21 protein-coding genes are annotated in these 16,783 nt (G+C 52.7%); all 21 read right to left on the bottom strand.

All coding sequences use genetic code 11. The features are described 5' to 3' along the window. Positions 1-16: 16 nt before the first annotated feature. Positions 17-877: a heptaprenyl diphosphate synthase component 1 gene (locus ACFVTB_RS14160; RefSeq protein WP_387749915.1), complete on the bottom strand. Its 861-nt coding sequence runs from the start codon at positions 875-877 to the stop codon at positions 17-19. Between the two features lie 142 nt (positions 878-1,019). After that, positions 1,020-1,592 (bottom strand): hypothetical protein, encoded by a 573-nt coding sequence (locus ACFVTB_RS14155; protein WP_387749912.1) that lies wholly within the window; start codon positions 1,590-1,592, stop codon positions 1,020-1,022. Between the two features lie 203 nt (positions 1,593-1,795). After that, positions 1,796-2,017 (bottom strand): trp RNA-binding attenuation protein MtrB, encoded by a 222-nt coding sequence (gene mtrB / locus ACFVTB_RS14150; RefSeq protein WP_387749909.1) that lies wholly within the window; start codon positions 2,015-2,017, stop codon positions 1,796-1,798. Positions 2,018-2,236: 219 nt separating this feature from the next. Then, positions 2,237-2,512: an HU family DNA-binding protein gene (locus ACFVTB_RS14145; RefSeq protein ID WP_387749906.1), complete on the bottom strand. Its 276-nt coding sequence runs from the start codon at positions 2,510-2,512 to the stop codon at positions 2,237-2,239. 253 nt (positions 2,513-2,765) lie between these two features. Next, positions 2,766-4,244 (bottom strand): stage IV sporulation protein A, encoded by a 1,479-nt coding sequence (gene spoIVA, locus ACFVTB_RS14140; protein ID WP_387749903.1) that lies wholly within the window; start codon positions 4,242-4,244, stop codon positions 2,766-2,768. Between the two features lie 330 nt (positions 4,245-4,574). Then, entirely contained in the window at positions 4,575-5,315 is a 741-nt protein-coding gene (locus ACFVTB_RS14135) for a hypothetical protein (RefSeq protein WP_387749900.1), read from the bottom strand. Positions 5,316-5,349: 34 nt separating this feature from the next. Further along, a complete protein-coding gene (locus ACFVTB_RS14130) occupies positions 5,350-5,694 on the bottom strand; it encodes a 2Fe-2S iron-sulfur cluster-binding protein (protein ID WP_387749897.1) in 345 nt (114 codons plus the stop codon). Continuing rightward, positions 5,691-6,293, bottom strand: coding sequence for a nucleotidyltransferase family protein (locus ACFVTB_RS14125; protein ID WP_387749894.1), 603 nt, complete (start codon positions 6,291-6,293; stop codon positions 5,691-5,693). The genes ACFVTB_RS14130 and ACFVTB_RS14125 overlap by 4 nt, the downstream gene beginning before the upstream one ends. 15 nt (positions 6,294-6,308) lie before the next feature. Further along, positions 6,309-6,605 carry a 2Fe-2S iron-sulfur cluster-binding protein gene (locus ACFVTB_RS14120; protein ID WP_387749891.1) on the bottom strand — a complete coding sequence of 99 codons (297 nt, stop codon included), beginning with the start codon at positions 6,603-6,605 and terminating at the stop codon, positions 6,309-6,311. 47 nt (positions 6,606-6,652) lie between these two features. Beyond that, positions 6,653-6,832, bottom strand: a complete 180-nt coding sequence (locus ACFVTB_RS14115) for a DUF2768 family protein (RefSeq protein ID WP_387749888.1) — start codon at positions 6,830-6,832, stop codon at positions 6,653-6,655. A 160-nt stretch (positions 6,833-6,992) separates the two neighbouring features. After that, a complete protein-coding gene (locus ACFVTB_RS14110) occupies positions 6,993-7,268 on the bottom strand; it encodes a stage VI sporulation protein F (RefSeq protein WP_387749885.1) in 276 nt (91 codons plus the stop codon). Between the two features lie 120 nt (positions 7,269-7,388). Then, the gene (locus tag ACFVTB_RS14105) at positions 7,389-8,423 is read right to left on the bottom strand and encodes an NAD(P)H-dependent glycerol-3-phosphate dehydrogenase (RefSeq protein WP_387749882.1); all 1,035 of its coding nucleotides are present in this window, start codon (positions 8,421-8,423) and stop codon (positions 7,389-7,391) included. Between the two features lie 6 nt (positions 8,424-8,429). Continuing rightward, complete coding sequence (gene plsY, locus ACFVTB_RS14100) at positions 8,430-9,038, bottom strand: glycerol-3-phosphate 1-O-acyltransferase PlsY (protein WP_387749879.1); 609 nt, start codon at positions 9,036-9,038, stop codon at positions 8,430-8,432. Positions 9,039-9,050: 12 nt separating this feature from the next. Further along, a complete protein-coding gene (gene der, locus ACFVTB_RS14095) occupies positions 9,051-10,373 on the bottom strand; it encodes a ribosome biogenesis GTPase Der (RefSeq protein WP_387749876.1) in 1,323 nt (440 codons plus the stop codon). Between the two features lie 90 nt (positions 10,374-10,463). Further along, positions 10,464-11,105: a YphA family membrane protein gene (locus ACFVTB_RS14090; protein WP_387749873.1), complete on the bottom strand. Its 642-nt coding sequence runs from the start codon at positions 11,103-11,105 to the stop codon at positions 10,464-10,466. Positions 11,106-11,282: 177 nt separating this feature from the next. Next, positions 11,283-12,527, bottom strand: a complete 1,245-nt coding sequence (gene rpsA / locus ACFVTB_RS14085; RefSeq protein ID WP_387749870.1) for a 30S ribosomal protein S1 — start codon at positions 12,525-12,527, stop codon at positions 11,283-11,285. 106 nt (positions 12,528-12,633) lie between these two features. Beyond that, a complete protein-coding gene (locus tag ACFVTB_RS14080; RefSeq protein ID WP_387749867.1) occupies positions 12,634-13,215 on the bottom strand; it encodes a lysophospholipid acyltransferase family protein in 582 nt (193 codons plus the stop codon). Positions 13,216-13,218: 3 nt separating this feature from the next. Next, entirely contained in the window at positions 13,219-13,914 is a 696-nt protein-coding gene (cmk, locus tag ACFVTB_RS14075) for a (d)CMP kinase (protein WP_387750185.1), read from the bottom strand. A 413-nt stretch (positions 13,915-14,327) separates the two neighbouring features. Further along, positions 14,328-14,555 (bottom strand): hypothetical protein, encoded by a 228-nt coding sequence (locus tag ACFVTB_RS14070; RefSeq protein WP_387749864.1) that lies wholly within the window; start codon positions 14,553-14,555, stop codon positions 14,328-14,330. A gap of 64 nt (positions 14,556-14,619) precedes the next feature. Beyond that, complete coding sequence (locus ACFVTB_RS14065; protein WP_387749862.1) at positions 14,620-15,273, bottom strand: flagellar brake protein; 654 nt, start codon at positions 15,271-15,273, stop codon at positions 14,620-14,622. Between the two features lie 91 nt (positions 15,274-15,364). Continuing rightward, complete coding sequence (gene ypeB, locus ACFVTB_RS14060) at positions 15,365-16,693, bottom strand: germination protein YpeB (RefSeq protein ID WP_387749859.1); 1,329 nt, start codon at positions 16,691-16,693, stop codon at positions 15,365-15,367. Positions 16,694-16,783: the final 90 nt, after the last annotated feature.

Raw genomic sequence — 16,783 nt, 5'->3', positions numbered from 1 at the left:
TCTTACCTTCACCTCACTAAACTCGTTCAGCTGGAGCCAGCTTTGCCAAGGCGAGCGAACGCTCAAGCGCATACCGCAGCTCCTCCGCCAACTTGTCCGATTGCAGCTTGCCTGCAACCGCCTTAACCTCTTCCGCCGCCGCCTGCAAGCACTCAGCCAACCGTTCCTTCGTGCCGTACTTCTCCAGCAACCCGCGAACAAAGGCAGGCGCATGCTCCTGCGCTTGCAACGATTCCCGCTCTTCCGGCGTCGCTTGCTGCATGACATGCCAATAAGCCCAGCTATTGCGGAACCGGGCGGGCGTTTCGCTTCTTTCCATTTCGTCCAGAACGGCTTCGCATTTGCTCATGCCGTTCAGCATCTCCGGCCACAGCCGCTGCAAATCGCCGCCGATCAAAGGAGCGAACGGCTGGAACAGCTCGTTCTTGAGCTGAACCGAGTGACGCAAATAGTCTTCCGCCGTCATCTGAAAATGTTTCATTTTCATATACATGTTCATCTTGAGCCGATTGAACTCGCATACCGCCTCACTGATTTTGGCGATCATTTCAACTTGCCCAGCATGAGATAATAATCGGTAGTAGTGCGAGCTGAAATAATCGCCGGCCAACACTTTCAACTGCCGCGACCTCATGTCACGCTCCGCTCTCGCTTCGGTCTCGACATCGATGAGATCATGTGTATCCAGTCCAAGCTGTACGAGCGAAACGGCCAGCGTGTACAGTTCGCTATGTGCTTCTCCACTGCTCTCCTCGCTCAGGCAAGCATAGAGCAAGCGAAGCCGCAAAGCGGAAAGCGCGGGCAGTTCCGTATGCAGCTGAATCATGTCGTACTCTACATATTTTTTTGCGATTTCATCGATCGTATATGGTTTCATGGATAAGCCTCCGAACAGCGAAGCGGGGAAGCCGCTCCAATAATCTAAATTATTATAGCACAACTTTGCAAATGAGCATATCTGCGGCCGGGCCGCTTTTGCCCCAACGAAGAAAGCCGGAGCAAACCGTTCGGATCGGGCCTTATAGCGGAGCCGTCGAATAACTGGAAAGCGGACCGAACTTTTCCGTCCAGGCGGAGGTAAAGCTGATGCGCAGCCGTTCCCGCCACCGGATGTCGTGCAGCGAATCGGCTGTACCGAGCCCTCCCAATTCCGTAAGCAGCCAACCGTCTCCCTTTCGTACGTCGGAGGCAAGCAGCAAACGACCTTGTCCGGCATTGCCATCGCCTACATCGACAAAGCGAATCAACAATCGGTTGACATTATCCAGCTTCACGAAAGACAATCGGACCAGCTTTTCCAAATCCCGTTTTACCGGCTCCAGTCCTTGATCCTCGTCGAGCTTCATCTCAACGGTCAATATTGCATGGCTCCATTCCACCCTTGCGAGTTTGCCCGAAAGCTCCAGGCCGACCATTGCATCAACCAAGTTGGCGTTGCTTAATCGGTTGTCCAAATTGGGACGAAAAACGGCAACCTCGCTGCGCACGCCTCCCTTCTCCCGGCCAAGCGGCAGCAGAGCTGCAGCGGCCGTAGCGGCAAGCGCGACGACTAGTCCGATCAAATAGAGCCTGGTTATGCCGATCTTCATCATATTCAAGCCTCCCGCACACAGTTTCCGGACCGCCCTCTTGCATGAATATTTCAAGTGTGGACGATCCGAATTCACCTCATACCCCATTGTACAAACAAAAGGGCGGCGCTATGCCTCCGGTTTGGCTAATAGGAGAAGCTGACGCTGCCTTTTCGCGAAGAAAAAGCTCCCTCGCTGCCTGTCGCAGGGGGAGCCGGCTCGTATTATTGATCAGTTTCCATTGTCCCGTACTTCGTCATGACAATGGCTTTGCCGCGAATTTTAATCGCAGATGTATGAGTTGTAAACTGGGCAATCATAATTTCGTTCTTGTCCAGCTTCTCCGTATGATGAAACTTGGTGTCCGTGCCCCTTGTTAGTCCGATGACCTGAACGCCGTGATCCTTCGCTTTAATGACGATATAATCTCCTTGATTCGAATCCATGTTAACCCTCCTGCTAGCGTAAACGGCCTCTCCTCCGAGATTGCCGCTTTCGCGTTAGTAGCCGATCAAAGCGTCCAATTGTGCCTACGTCCAGCCTTATCCATTATAAAAGGGACGATTCGGCTTGTAAAGAAAAAAGCGCTTTCCCCCTGGCGCGGTCCGCCAAACGAGAAAGCGCCCGGACACCATGGTCCGGACGCTGTCCTAGCCTCTTTATGCTTAATTGGAAACGAGATCCTTAAGAGATTTGCCCGGTTTGAACGCCGGCATCTTGCTTGCGGCGATATCGATCTCCTCACCCGTTTGCGGGTTGCGGCCTTTGCGCGCTTGGCGCTCGCGAACCTCGAAGTTGCCAAACCCGACCAGTTGCACCTTATCTCCGTTCTGGAGCGCATCGGCAATGGCGTCAAATACGGCGTCCACCGCTTTCGTCGCATCCTTCTTGGACAGATCGGACAGCTCGGCTACTTTCGTAATCAAATCCGTCTTATTCATTGTTTCACCTCCCCTGATAGGCAATGAGAGTCATCTTATCCCTCTTATTTACTGAAAACTTCAAAAATATACCTATCTTGAACAACAAACTTATAGTAATACAGCCGATTCGCAATTTCAAGTGGTTGACCCCGATTCGTCTCAGGCAGCCGATACAAATGGCATCTTCCGGGCTCAGGAAAAGCCTGAAGCCGTTCGCTCCCGCCTCGGGACGAACGGCTTCAGGCTTTGAAGGGTTAATTCGGATGCCTTGTTACAAAATGATGGCAATAAGACCTCCGGAGCCTTCGTTAATAATTCTTCCGAGCGTTTCCTGCAGCTTGTAGCGGGCGTTGTCCGGCATCATCGCGATTTTGCCTTGAATGCCTTCGCGCACAAGCGAGTGCAGCGAGCGTCCGAAAATATCGGATTCCCAAATCTTGATCGGATCGGCTTCGAAGTCTTGCATCAAATAGCGCACGAGTTCCTCTGTTTGCTTCTCCGAGCCGATAATCGGCGCAAACTCCGACTCGACGTCTACGCGAATCATATGAATGGACGGTGCGGTCGCTTTCAGGCGTACGCCGAAACGCGATCCTTGACGGATTAGCTCCGGCTCGTCGAGCGCCATTTCCGCAAGCGTAGGAGCCGCGATGCCGTAGCCGGTCGCCTTGACCATCTCAAGCGCTTCTGCGAAGCGGTCGTACTCGCGTTTGGCATGGGAAAATTCCTGCATCAGCTGAAGCAGATGATCCTTGCCGCGAATTTCAACGCCGACGACTTCCATCAGGATACGGTCGTACAGCTCATCCGGCGCGTACAAATCGATTTCCGCGACGCCTTGGCCCATATTCATGCCGCTCAAACCGGCTCTTGCAATGAAATCGTAATCCATAAATTGCGAAACGACGCGATCGACGTCGCGCAGTCTGCGAATATCTTTTACCGTATCGCGGACCGAATTTTCGTAATTGCTGCGCAGCCAATGGGTTTCGTTCAGCACCATGACCCAGCTCGGCAGGTTGACGTTTACTTCGTGAACCGGGAACTCATAGAGTACCTCGCGAAGCACGGAAACGACTTCTTCCTCGCCCATTGTGGCAACGCTGAGCGTAATGACCGGAATGTCGTATTTGGCGTGCAGCTCGTTGCGGAGCTGCAGCGCTTCTTCGCTGCGCGGACGGGTAGAGTTGATAATGAGAACGAACGGTTTGCCGACTTCTTTCAGTTCCCCGACAACGCGTTCTTCCGCTTCCACGTAAGAGCTGCGCGGGATTTCGGCAATCGTGCCGTCCGTCGTCACGACGACGCCAAGCGTGGAATGCTCTTGAATGACTTTGCGCGTGCCGATCTCAGCCGCTTCCTGGAACGGAATCGGCTCGTCGAACCAAGGCGTCGTAATCATCCGCGGGCCGTTCTCGTCCTCGTAGCCTTTGGCGCCTTCAACTGCGTAGCCGACGCAGTCAACTAATCTGACATTGACTTCGAGACCCTCGCTAACCCTTAATTGAACGGCCTGATTGGGAACGAATTTCGGTTCGGTCGTCATGATCGTTTTACCAGCGGCGCTTTGAGGAAGTTCGTCAACGGCTCTAACACGCTCGGCTTCGCTAGCAATATTCGGAAGCACCACCGTCTCCATGAACCGTTTAATAAACGTTGATTTGCCCGTTCGGACAGCCCCTACGACACCGAGGTAAATATCCCCGCCGGTACGTTCGGCAATGTCCTTGAAAATATCCACTTTCTCCACTGAATATCCCCTCCCAATTGATTTCCCGGTTCGCCGCCTTCCACCGGACAAGAGGGCAGGCCAGCGACGCAACTCGTACAGCTTTTTGGACTAGTAATAGCATATTGTCCATCTCTAGCGATTATGCCCATTCCTTGCCGATGCCGTTGAAAAAACCGCCGGCGAGCGATTTTTCGAACCCGTGATAACGCGATAGGGAGTAATCTTTGCCACCCGGGTCACGTTCTTGCCCTTCCAAGATTGAGTTATATGAGCATGAGAGGTTTTATAGACCAAAAAATCCTCGACCTCCGCCCGTTTAGGCAGTGGAGGTCGAGGATCAAATAAAGCTTATTCGGCTATCGCAACCGGCTCGCCGTCCACCCAATGATAGACGGGCGATTTGATCGGCACGAACAGGTCCGACAGGGCGAGCAGCTCGCGCAGATCGCCTTCCAGCGCTGCGCTATCGCCTTCTTTTGTTACTTTCTGCATCAGATCGGGACCGTAGTCGGTATACACGAGGCCCTTGTCGTCAATCATGGCGGTCAGCGTCTGGCCCGAATACTCGCTTGCGATATTCGGCGCTTTCTTGTTAAGCAGGGCGAAATTGATATAATAGAATCCCGGATAAGCTTGTCCGCCTTTTGGCAGCTTGCCTCCGTTCGCATTTGCATATGCGGTCACCGAAGCGGAGATATCGTTCATTTGTTGAAAATGAACAAGATTAAGCAGCTTAACCGCCGGTTTTGTCTCTTCGTTGATCACGAGAAAATAATAATTGCCGCCCTTCTCGAACGCGGCGGAAGGAATATCGCTTATGTAACCACGGTTTTGCAGCTTGACGAAATCGATAACGAATTTTTCATAAACCGGCGTTTCCGCCGTACTGTTCTTGATGGGCAGCATGCCCGTCTCCGCCTGAAACTGCTCGATAGCGGCCTGCACATTGCGCACCGCCTCTTTCGGCGGTATTTGGTTTTGCTTCAACTGATCCTTCGGATACATGCAGCCGCTAAGCGTCAGCATCGCGATGCAAACGATTGCAAGAAGTCCCGCCTTGCCAGCAAGGCGCTTTTCGATCCTTATCATCGTACAGATACAGCCTCCCTTTGTCATTCTCTTGTTACCAGAGCTCGTCGTCCTCTGCCTGACGGGCCAGCTGGCGTTCAATTTCCGCCCGCAGCGGATCGAGCGGAATGTCGACGGCAACCGTTCCTCTCACCCTCGCTTGGCAGGCAAGCCGCATATGCCGCTCTTCCATACCGGCGAGCTTGTTCCGCTCTTGATCGGCAATCGGCAGCAGCTCGCTGCCTTCGCGAACTGAAACCTTGCACATGAAGCAGGCGGCTTTGCCGCCGCATCTTGTTCGTATCGTTAATCCAGCGCGTCTCGCGGCATCGAGCAGCGTCGTGCCCGGCTTTACCTTAATCGTTTTGCCGGATGGATAGAAGGTAACCGTCCCGTTCATGTGAGCGCCCCGCTCCCGCATTCGGCAATCCAGCGCGCCGTTTCAGCGCGAACCTCGTCCGACAAAGTGTTGCGCGATTCGAGAACCCCCAGTGCTTTTCCATGCCTACCGAGATCGGCCGCGACAGCTCCGGCAATAAGCCGGCACCGGTCCGCTCTCCCGCGCAGAACGTTAAACAGCAGCTCGTGAGCCAGCGGCACTAGCGTGACGCCGCCAGGCGCAAGCCATACAGACGCATCAGAAAGCGGCACAAGCGCATCCTGTACTTCAATCTCGTATCGCGACTCGATTGCGTTCACGACAAAGCCCCCTACAATCTCCACTTCGATCCCTTCCATTCGTAAGTGACATAGAACGGAGCGGTACATAGAAGTCTCGCTTACATGCGGTTCGTCCGTCGCATACTGCATCAATAAGCGGCAGAACGGCTCCATCTGGGACTCGTCAACGTAAATATCCAAATCGCCTGGATCGCTTGACAACGGCAACTCACGCAGCATTAAGCCTGCGCTTCCTCCTACGACCCAAGCAATGCCGCTTTCTCCCGTTAGACGGGCGATGGCGGCGAGCGCGCTCTCTATGCGTTCCTTTGCGCTCATGCAGCAGCACTTCCTTTAAAAATAAGGTTTATTCTCCGCTTTAACCATTACGGCTTCGTCCTTGATTACAGCCTGACAAGCGAGGCGATAGCCCGCCTCGAACTCCTCGGGGTCCATACGGTCCCACTCCGCGTCCGTAATGCCTTCCAGCCCGTCAGCGCCCTCCGTTACGAGACACCGGCATCTGGCGCAAGTGCCTCTTGTGCAGTTAGAGGACCAATCGACTTTATGCTGGAGCGCCAGCCGCAAAATCGTCAAACCCGCCGCTGACGGCACAACAGCCGATTTCGTTCTCCCTTTCAGCTCAATCATGCGCAAGCATTCCTTCCAGGTCTAATTATGTACAAGCCGCTTCCGCGTTAAATGATCGAGACGACGCCGCAAATAAATCCGATAAACAACGTGATAAAAGCAATAATCGACAAAACAAACTTCAATACGCCCTTTGTTTTCAGCCTGGCGAAAGTGATGATTACGGCGGCGATCGCCATCAATCCGATACCCACGAAGGATACCCACATCTTCGTCATTGGATCCATTGTTGTTCTCCTAGTCTACTTGGGAATAAAAGCAAATCTATTATAGCATACCCTATCCTATCTTTTAAAAAAAGGGCAAAAGCGGCCGGCAGCTGAACGAATTCGTCAGCAGCGCCTTTCGCTCTTGCCCGTATACTTGCCACTTTGCTTACTTGCTTCTTTACTTCTTAATCATCATTTTCATTAACGTTTCAATACTGGTCATGTTCATGCCGGTCGCTTTCACGGCTTTTACAATATCGTTAACGGTCGATTCCGCGACCGGCACCTTCGCCATTTCCGAAACCTGCTTAATCAGCTTGCGCAGCTCCGCTTCGTTCTTGAGCGTTGAATCGGAAACTCCGCTAGCCAGCTTTTTGACGGTTTGTTCGGAAATGTTCTTGCCCGTTTTCTTATTGATGGCGCCCAGCACATCTTTGGAAAGATCCTTCCCCATACTTCTCCCCTCCCGAGTGTGTAGCTTCGGATAGCACCGCAGGTCGCGTAGCGCATGCAGTTGCTTGGAACATCATATGAGGAGGGCATTTGTTTGGTGTAGGCGCTTATCCCGTCTAGCTCAGCCGATCTGCTCGATCTCGTGCGTGCGCAGCCGGCCCATTAAATTCTCAACGGCCGACCGCGGCGATTTGTCATCGAACAGAACTTGATACAGCTCGGCGGTAATCGGCATTTCCACGTTGAATTGTAATGCGAGTTCTTGTGCCGCACGCGTCGTCTTGACGCCTTCGACGACCATGCCCATCTTGGCAAGCACTTCGTCAAGCGTCATGCCGCTGGCGAGCATCGAACCGGCGCGCCAATTGCGGCTGTGCTTGCTCGTGCAGGTGACGACCAAATCGCCGACGCCGGCCAGGCCTGCAAAGGTGAGCGGATTGGCGCCCATCGCGATACCCAAACGGCTGATTTCCGCCAGCCCGCGCGTAATGAGCGCCGCTTTAGCGTTATCACCGAATCCAAGACCGTCCGACAAGCCCGCGCCAAGCGCAATAATGTTTTTGATCGCCCCGGCGACTTCGACGCCGACAACATCGGGATTCGTATAGACGCGGAAGTAACGGCTCATAAAAGCGTCTTGCGCCTGTTCCGCAGCTTTCATATCGTTTGAAGCAACGACGACCGTCGTCGGCTGGCGGCGGATAACCTCCTCCGCATGACTCGGCCCCGAAAGCACGACGATCTGCTCGGCCGTTCGGGAAAGCTCCTCGGCAAGCACGAAGGACATACGCTTCAGAGTACCCGGCTCAAACCCTTTCGTCGCGTGGATGCAGATCGTATCCGGATGCATATAAGGGGCGGCTTGCGCCGCTACCTCTCGCATAGCAGCGGACGGTGCAACGAAGAGCGCCAGCTCAGCGCCGCTCAGCGCTTCCTCCATATCGGAGGTAGCTCGAAGTGTATCGGGCAGCTTGGCCCCAGGCAAATATTTGTCATTCACGCGATCGCGATTGATCTGGGCGGCCTGCTCTTCGCTGCGGGTCCATAAACGCACCTCGATTCCGTTGCCAGCTAGAACCGAAGCAAGCGCGGTTCCCCAGCTTCCGGCAACGAAAACGGCGGCGCGTTTGATACGCTCGTTGTTGGCTTCAGTCATCTGCGGTCACGTTCCTTTCTTGGCGCCCAGCTTATTCTCCGTTCCTTTAACAAGCTTGACGATGTTGGTGCGATGGCGGACGATAGCAAACAAGCATAATACGAGACTGATGACAAACAAAGGCAATGAATAATGAATAATAGCAATAAGAATCGGTGTTAAGATAGCAAAGAGCAGCGAACCTAAGCTTACATATCTTGTCAGTGCAATGGCCGCTATCGCAACGACGCCCGCGATCAGAGCGGGGAGAAAGGCGAGACTTGCAATGACGCCCACCGTTGTCGATATGCCTTTGCCGCCTTTGAAGCGGAACCAGACCGGCCAGTTATGGCCGATGATCGCCGCCAAGCCGCTAAGCGCGGCCGTCCACTCGCCGAATTGCTCAGAGCCGAGCCAATAACCGAGGATGACGGCGGCGATCCCTTTCGCAATATCGAGGAAAAAGACGAGGATACCCGGTCCTTTTCCCAATACTCTTATCGTATTTGTCGCGCCGGCATTGCCGCTGCCGTGCTGACGGATATCGATTCCTTTTAACCATTTCGCAATCACGATACTGAATGATACGGAGCCTAATAAATAACTGACCACAATTGAAATTACGGCACTTAACAATGGTCTTCTCCCCTACTCTTCATCGGACTTGCGCCTTGTGAACAACCGAACCGGCGTGCCCTCGAAATCGAATGCTGCGCGAATTTTGTTCTCCAAGTAACGCTCGTACGAGAAATGCATCATATCCGGATCGTTGACGAAAATGACGATCGTCGGCGGCTTGGTTGCCACCTGCGTCACATAGTTGATCTTAAGCCTTCTTCCTTTGTCGGTCGGCGGCGGGTTGTAAGCGACCGCGTCGGCAACGACATCGTTCAGCAAATGCGTTTGAATGCGCATCGCATGCTGCTGTGACACGTGATTGACGACCGGGAGCAGCTTGTGCAGACGTGACTTCGTCAGCGCCGACAGGAAGACGACCGGTGCATACGTCATGAATAGGAAATGATCGCGTATTTTTTGCGTGAAATCTTTCATCGTTTTGTCGTCCTTCTCGACGACATCCCACTTGTTCACGACAAAGATCGATGCCTTGCCCGCTTCATGAGCGTAGCCCGCAATGTGCTTGTCCTGCTCAATGATGCCTTCCTCGCCGTTGATGAGCACAAGCACGACATCGGCCCGTTCAATCGCTTTCAGGGCGCGCATGACGCTGTACTTCTCCGTCGACTCGTATACTTTGCCGCGTTTACGCATGCCGGCCGTGTCAATCAGCACATAGCGCTGTCCGTCGCGCTCAAATGGCGTATCGATGGCGTCTCTAGTCGTGCCAGCCACATTGCTCACGATAACGCGCTCTTCACCAAGAAGCGCGTTCACCAGCGATGATTTGCCAACATTCGGCCGTCCGATCAGCGCCACGCGAATGACGTCGTCGTCATAGCCGTCGTCTTCGATTTCCGGAAGCTTCTCGACCGCCGCATCCAGCAAATCGCCGATGCCCGTGCCATGAGAGCCGGAAATGGCGATCGGCTCGCCGAAGCCGAGTCCGTAAAATTCGTATACTTCGTCCATTCGATTCATGTTGTCAACTTTATTAACAGCCAAAACAACCGGCTTACGCGAGCGGAACAGCATTTGTGCCACCTCGTCGTCGGCATGGGTCAATCCGGTTTTGGCTTCTACCATAAAAATAATAACGTCGGCTTCTTCGATAGCAAGCTCAGCTTGCATACGAACCGATTTCATAATCTCATCTTCGCCGTCGATCTCGATTCCTCCGGTATCGACGATGCTGAAGGCAACGCCGTTCCATTCTCCGGCACTATATAGCCTGTCTCGGGTTACGCCCGGCTTATCCTCGACAATTGCTAGCCTGTCGCCGACAATCCGGTTAAATATGGTCGATTTCCCCACATTCGGTCTCCCGACAATGGCAATAACGGGTCTTGCCATAATTACGATTCACTCCTTCGAAAATTCTCACGACTACCATCATAGCAAAAAACGTCGTACTTGGCTAACTTTTCATCCTTAAAACGCCAATTATTCCGATTGTCCGCCCCTGCGGCGGCCCCATAACAGCGTTCCGACACGCACGGTCGCCGATCTGACGGCGGCAAACGACAAGCCGGATATGCGGGCCGTCGCAAAGGCGAGCCAAAATCCATCCCACCAAGCGAGCGAGCCGATTGCCGCCAAGTAGGCGCCGCCGCTGAGCAAAGCGTGAATGACTTCCGCGCATGCAGCGCCGAAAGCGAGTACGGCAAACTGCTGACCGGGTCTAACCGAGAAAGCGGCGGCTAGCATGCCGCCAGCGATCGGAGCGTCCCACCTCGGATGAATGAGATAAAATACAGGGTCTGCGCTGTACATCATTTGCAAACTGCCCCAAATCATTCCGGTCAACAAGGTGCCAACAAGCAAATATGCAGACGATTCGATTAGTCGTTGCATCCGCATCGCAGCAAGTGCTCCTAGCATGACGAATACGGCGCTCGCTTTTATATCGATATGTACGCTCCCGGCTTCAAAACTGCCACCAAGCGTCTGAAGCAGCAAGCACGCGACCGCCGCAGCGGCAAGTTGCGGCCAATGACGGCCCGCCCCTACTTGCACAGACCAACCTGTTACGAGCAAAATAATGGCTATCGTTACGATCCATAGCGTCAAAAATCCGTCGTTCAACGCTTCATCACCTCACGCTAACCTATTATGCTCCAATTGGAAAACGCTATACCGCGACGCTCCCGATCCGCGGCTGTCCGCTGCCGGACATAAAGAAAGGCCGCTCCGATGAAAACATTCATCAAGGAGCAGCCTTCGATTAAGCTGTGTATAGCTCCGCTTCCGAATCGAAACGTATTATTTCAATTTGCTCAGCTTGTCGCCGAAACGCTCAGCGAGCGAGTAGCTCATGCTTTGGTTGCTGAGGCTAACGTTCGGGTTGTTACCCAGATCCTCTTGTTTAGGGGAACGTTCGCGTTGCGGTTTGCCCGCTCTTGGCGCTTGCTCCGCAGGCTGCTCAGGCGCTTCTTCTGTTTCTTTGATGCTCAGGCTTACGCGCTTCTCGGCAGGGTTGAAGTCCAACACTTTCGCTTGCACTTCTTGGCCTTCTTTCAACACTTCGTAAGGAGTCGCGATATGGCGATGCGCGATTTGCGAAATGTGAACGAGACCTTCTACGCCAGGAGCGATTTCGACGAATGCGCCGAAAGTCACGATGCGGCGAACTGTACCCGTTACGATGTCACCTGTGTTGAATTGGCCGGCAGCCGATTCCCAAGGACCAGGTTGAGCAGCTTTCAGGCTCAAGCTGATTTTACCTGCTGCAGGATCAACTTTCAGCACTTTAACAGTGACCGCTTGGCCTTCAGATACGACATCCTTCGGATGAGCGACATGTTGCCAGCTCAGCTCGGATACGTGAACCAGACCGTCGATGCCGCCGATATCAACAAACGCGCCGAATGGCGTCAGGCGTTGAACGGTACCTTCCAGTTGTTGGCCGGCTTGCAGGGAAGACATTACTTGCTGTTTGTTTTGCTCGAACTCGGCATCCAGCACATCTTTTTGGGAAAGGATGACTTTGTTGTTCTCGCGGTCGATTTCTTTTACTTTTACACGCAGCGTGCGGCCTTTGTAATCGCTGAAATCTTCAACGAAATGGCGCTCCACCATCGAAGCCGGGATGAAGCCGCGAACGCCTACGTCAATGACAAGGCCGCCTTTCACGACATCTGCAACCGCTACTTCGAATACTTCCCCGCTTTCGAAACGGCTTTGCAGCGCGTCCCAAGCTTTCTCGCCGTCGATTTGACGCTTCGAGAGCACGAGTTTTTCTTTCTCATCGTCGATGCTGACGACTTTCAATTGCACTTCTTGGCCGACTTGAACGGCTTCCGACGCGTTCTCGAGTTGAACAGCGGAAAGCTCGCGAATCGGAATGATACCGTCGTATTTATATCCAAGGCTTACATAAGCTTGGTTGTCTTCGATTTTGACGATCGTACCCGTAACGGTATCTCCTTTTTTCAAAGAGACGAAATTGTCCATAGCTTCTTGGCTTTCTTGTGCTACGGAGTCTTGAACATTGATTTCTTCTGACATTTGAAATAACCTCCTCAATTCATACCCCAACTTTATTTAAATCCGCACGCGACCCCTTTAGGGCGATTAGCGGCATTTAAAACATATCATCGCTTTCTAAAGCAAACTAGGATTCTTGCTTCAACAATTCGCGAATTCGGATCATAATCGCTTCCGTAATGCGTTCCAGCATATCCGGGGAAGATTCTTGAATAAATGCGGTAAGATCAACCGGTTTGCCGTAAACGATTCTCATTTTGCGGAAGAGCTTGTATTCTCCGATAACCGCCACCGGAATAACTACAGCGCCGCTGCGCATTGCGATCATGGCGGCTCCCTTCTTCGCGGCCGCGCCTTCTTCGCTGTTGCGCGTGCCTTCAGGGAAGATGCCCATCACTTTGCCTTCTTGCAGCAGCGAAATAGCCGAGCGGATCGCTTCCTTGCTGACGCCCCCGCGTTTGACCGGGAATGCGCCAAGTCCTCGAATCAAGGGACCGAGCAACGGAACATTGAACAGCTCCTGCTTCGCCATATAATGCACTTTCCGGCTTAATTTGATGCCGACTGTAGGCGGATCAAGCAGGCTGATATGATTCGAAGCAAGGATGACTGGGCCATCGGCAGGAATGTTCTCCCGTCCTTTCGCTTCAAGTCTGAACAGCGCTCCATAGATGACGCGGAGAAGAAATCGGCAAAATCGATATAACATAGTTTACTTCGCCTCCGCCAATTTGGTTCGGCTTAATTTCACAATTGCCTCAACAACTTCGTCAATCGTCATCGCCGTGCTGTCCATAACGAGCGCATCCTTCGCACATACGAGCGGAGCGATATCCCGCCCTTCGTCCAGCCTGTCGCGTTCGGCGATCTCAACCGCCAGCTGCTCCAGCGTAATCGATTGCGAATCGGCAATTTCGTTGTAGCGCCTGCGCGCTCTCTCTTCGACGGATGCCGTCAAAAAGATTTTCAACTCAGCGTTAGGAAGCACATGGGAGCCGATATCGCGGCCGTCCATAACGACGCCTTTGCTTTCCGCAAAGCCGCGCTGCAACGTGCCCAACACCTCTCTGACGGTCTCGTTCGCCGCAACCGGCGATACGAGCAGCGTCACTTCCCTAGAGCGAATCTCGCTTGTGACGTTCTCGCCGTTCAAATAAACCTTCTGACCCTGCTCCCCGGGCTTCAGCCCGATTTCGAGCGTTGTCGCATGAGCGGCCAGCCTTTCGCCGTCCTCCGGCGCTATGGAAGCCCGTATCGCGCTTAGCGTTACTGCGCGGTACATCGCTCCGGTGTCGATATAGACGTAGCCCAGCTGCTCGGCAACTTTTCTTGCAACCGTGCTTTTACCCGCTCCCGCAGGTCCGTCAATCGCGATGTTGATCCGGTCGCCGTCACCGTCTTGCTGCATCACGAACAGTCAACCCCCTTATTTGGAGACGTTTGGCCCCGCGTATACGGCTGGCGCCGTCCGTGACGGCATTGCACAGGCTTCGCTGAACGGATAAACGGATTGATAAGCCAAAGCTTATGTAAACAGCTTATGCCGGCGCTCATACCTTGCAAGCGCAAACCTCTCAAGCGTAAACGGCTATAGCTGCATCTAACGGCCTAGCTCGTCTCGCGGTGAAATATAAGACTATTTCCTTCTAGTCGACCGGCTTCTACGCTAAAGCGCTTTAACCGTTTCGCAAGAAAAAATAGCGGCGATGCCCGTAACAGCCATCCATTCTTATATTTCAAGAAAAAAGCAGGCTCAGCCTGCGAACGTGAAAATTATACCACACTATGGACATAGATGCAAAAACGGAGAAGGTCCGTCTCTCATAAAACAGACGTGCCCTCCTCCCGATCAACGCCCGTAATAAAATGTCTAATGGCGCCGCTTTGAAGCCCTGCTTGCGATGCCATGACAGCCAGCAGCAGAACGATTGCAGCCGTAAAAATAATACGTGCGGCGGCATCGGAATATTGCTGCCAATAGCTTCTTTCCTCCCCCGCGCGGCGGCGGCGCGATCGCTTGGGCGATCGGCCGGACGGTTCATTCCGCATGCTTTCACATCCTTTATTTACCTTGGATGCCATTAGCATGTCTCGGCTGCTGCCGCCTTATTCATCAACGGTGGCGGAATTCAAGCTGGCGCTCGAAGCAATAGCGGATAATTTTTTGCCGTTCGCTGTCCGTTATGCTGTCGAATTTGACCATGACCTGCTTGCGGCCGCTCTGCAGTTCTTTTACTCGGACGACCTCCGCTTTGAACGACGCATGTTCAAGCGATCCGTTCTTATAAGGGATAAGCAGCCAGCAATCCAGGTGCTGTTCATTTCTCATCGGCCATTTACCGTCGCAAAGAAACGAAATGCCGCCGCCCCCCACATCGTCGGTATGCGTGACGAACCGGATTTGCTCACTCCCGTTCACCGCGATTTCCAGCTCAGCAGGCACCCGCAGAAAATGCCGGCGCTGAACCTTCATAATGCGGTCCGGCTCCGGCTTTCTAATTTTAATAAGTTTGATCACATCTTCGCGGAAGCCGAGGACATGCGAATCGAAGTAGTTTTTAACGCCGTTCTCCGTCATAAAGTAGACGGACAGCTCGTCCCCCAGAAACAGCTTCTTCATCCTTCCGGTTTCGACGCTGATCGGATTCTCGATAAGTAAACCGTCCTCCAACTCGTCCGCGATTCTCGCTTTATACTCAATTGCGGCTTCGGCTTCATCCGAAGAAGCGATTTCGAAAAACAACATTTGGTTTACTTTAGGCAACAATTGGCTCCCCTCCCCTACTTGCTGCCATTATATCACATTCGAATAATGGGGAGCCATATCGTAATTTGGCCAAATTTGTCGACTGTTTCTGCTAGGACATTTCCTCGATCGATTCCTCCAAACCGTTTTCCGCATTAATATAAACGCGATAAACGCTGCCGTTTATTTTACCCGTATATTCATAGCAAAGCACTTCTTCTCCGATATCGTTCCGAATGAGCGCTTGCCGCTCTTTGCTGACTTTCATCTCCGGGTTCAGCGACTTGCGGGCTTGCTCCTTCGTAAGCTTCGCCGCCGGTATATTCCGATTATGATGCTCGTACACGTAGTCGTTCGCTTGAAGTCCAACAGCCTCGCCGTTGTCAAGCGCGACTTTCACCACCAGCTTATCGGGATAAATCAATACATCATTTTGCGAGCCTACGAAAGTAAACGTCCCAGTGTTATGGAACAGATCGTAGCTAACCGCCTTCATATCTTTGAAGCCATGATCATTCAGAAATTTGTCGGCGGCGGCGCTGGCTTTGTCCAGATCGAGCCGTTTCTCGCCAATATCACGCGGGTCCATAAACGATATAAGCTGCCCGCCTTTTTGACTGTAATCCATTTGCAGTTTTCTGCCCGACGTTGGCTCGGACACCGTTGCAGTATAGGAAGCGAACTCGGTTCCTTTCCCGTTCTCAACCACCTTGATCTCGCCTTTGCTCTTGCCAACGAACTCGGCCACTTTTTTCTTTACTTCGTCAGCGGTCACAAAATTCCCGCTCAGCATGCTGATTTTCCGTTTCTCGTACATGCTGGTTACGGAAGGTCCCCAGTTAATTTCCGGATACTCGCTTACTTTTTTGTCGACCGTCTTGAAGCCGTCGATAATCATGTTGTCGTTGTTCGACTTTTCCGACGCCAGCGCGACCTCAACGTCCATCCATCGCAAGTTTTGACCGAGCACCTTGTCTTGAACGCCAAGCAAATCGTTGGAAATTTCTTCGGATTTCGCGTACAGCGTTTTCAACGTTTGAAATTCGTCCTTCGACAGAGGCTGCTTGCTCAAATCGCGAACCGACGTTTTATAAGCAAAGTTGGCGATACGGGATAAAAAGTCTTCGGCTTTGTTGAAAGGCAGCAGCGTCAGCGGCAATTGGTTGATCTCGTTTTGCGCTTCGCTTGTCAGCCTCCATACGTTCACCAGTCCTTTGCGGTGATAGGCTTGAGAAGTCGAATTGACCGCGAGCGTATTGCCAAGCTGCTGATGCAGCTGCTTAACATGATAGGATAAATCGTGGAAGGCGCGCTGATATTGGTTCTCCGCCTTTAGCAAAATCGAGTTTTTCTCTTGATGCTCCTGATATCCCCAGTAAGCTGCGCCTATTAACAGAATCGTGACGACGGGGAACAGTACAGCGCTAAGACGTTTGTACATAACAAAAAGCTCCTTTCTTGTGAAAACCTAGCGTTAGTTTGGTTTCCAGAAAGGAGCTTTATGCATATTTATTAATTTGGCACAGCACGA

The sequence above is a fragment of the Paenibacillus sp. NPDC058071 genome (assembly GCF_042885235.1).
Taxonomy (GTDB): domain Bacteria; phylum Bacillota; class Bacilli; order Paenibacillales; family Paenibacillaceae; genus Pristimantibacillus.
Note: the sequence above shows the minus strand (reverse complement) of the source record. Positions and strands in the feature narration are given on the sequence as shown.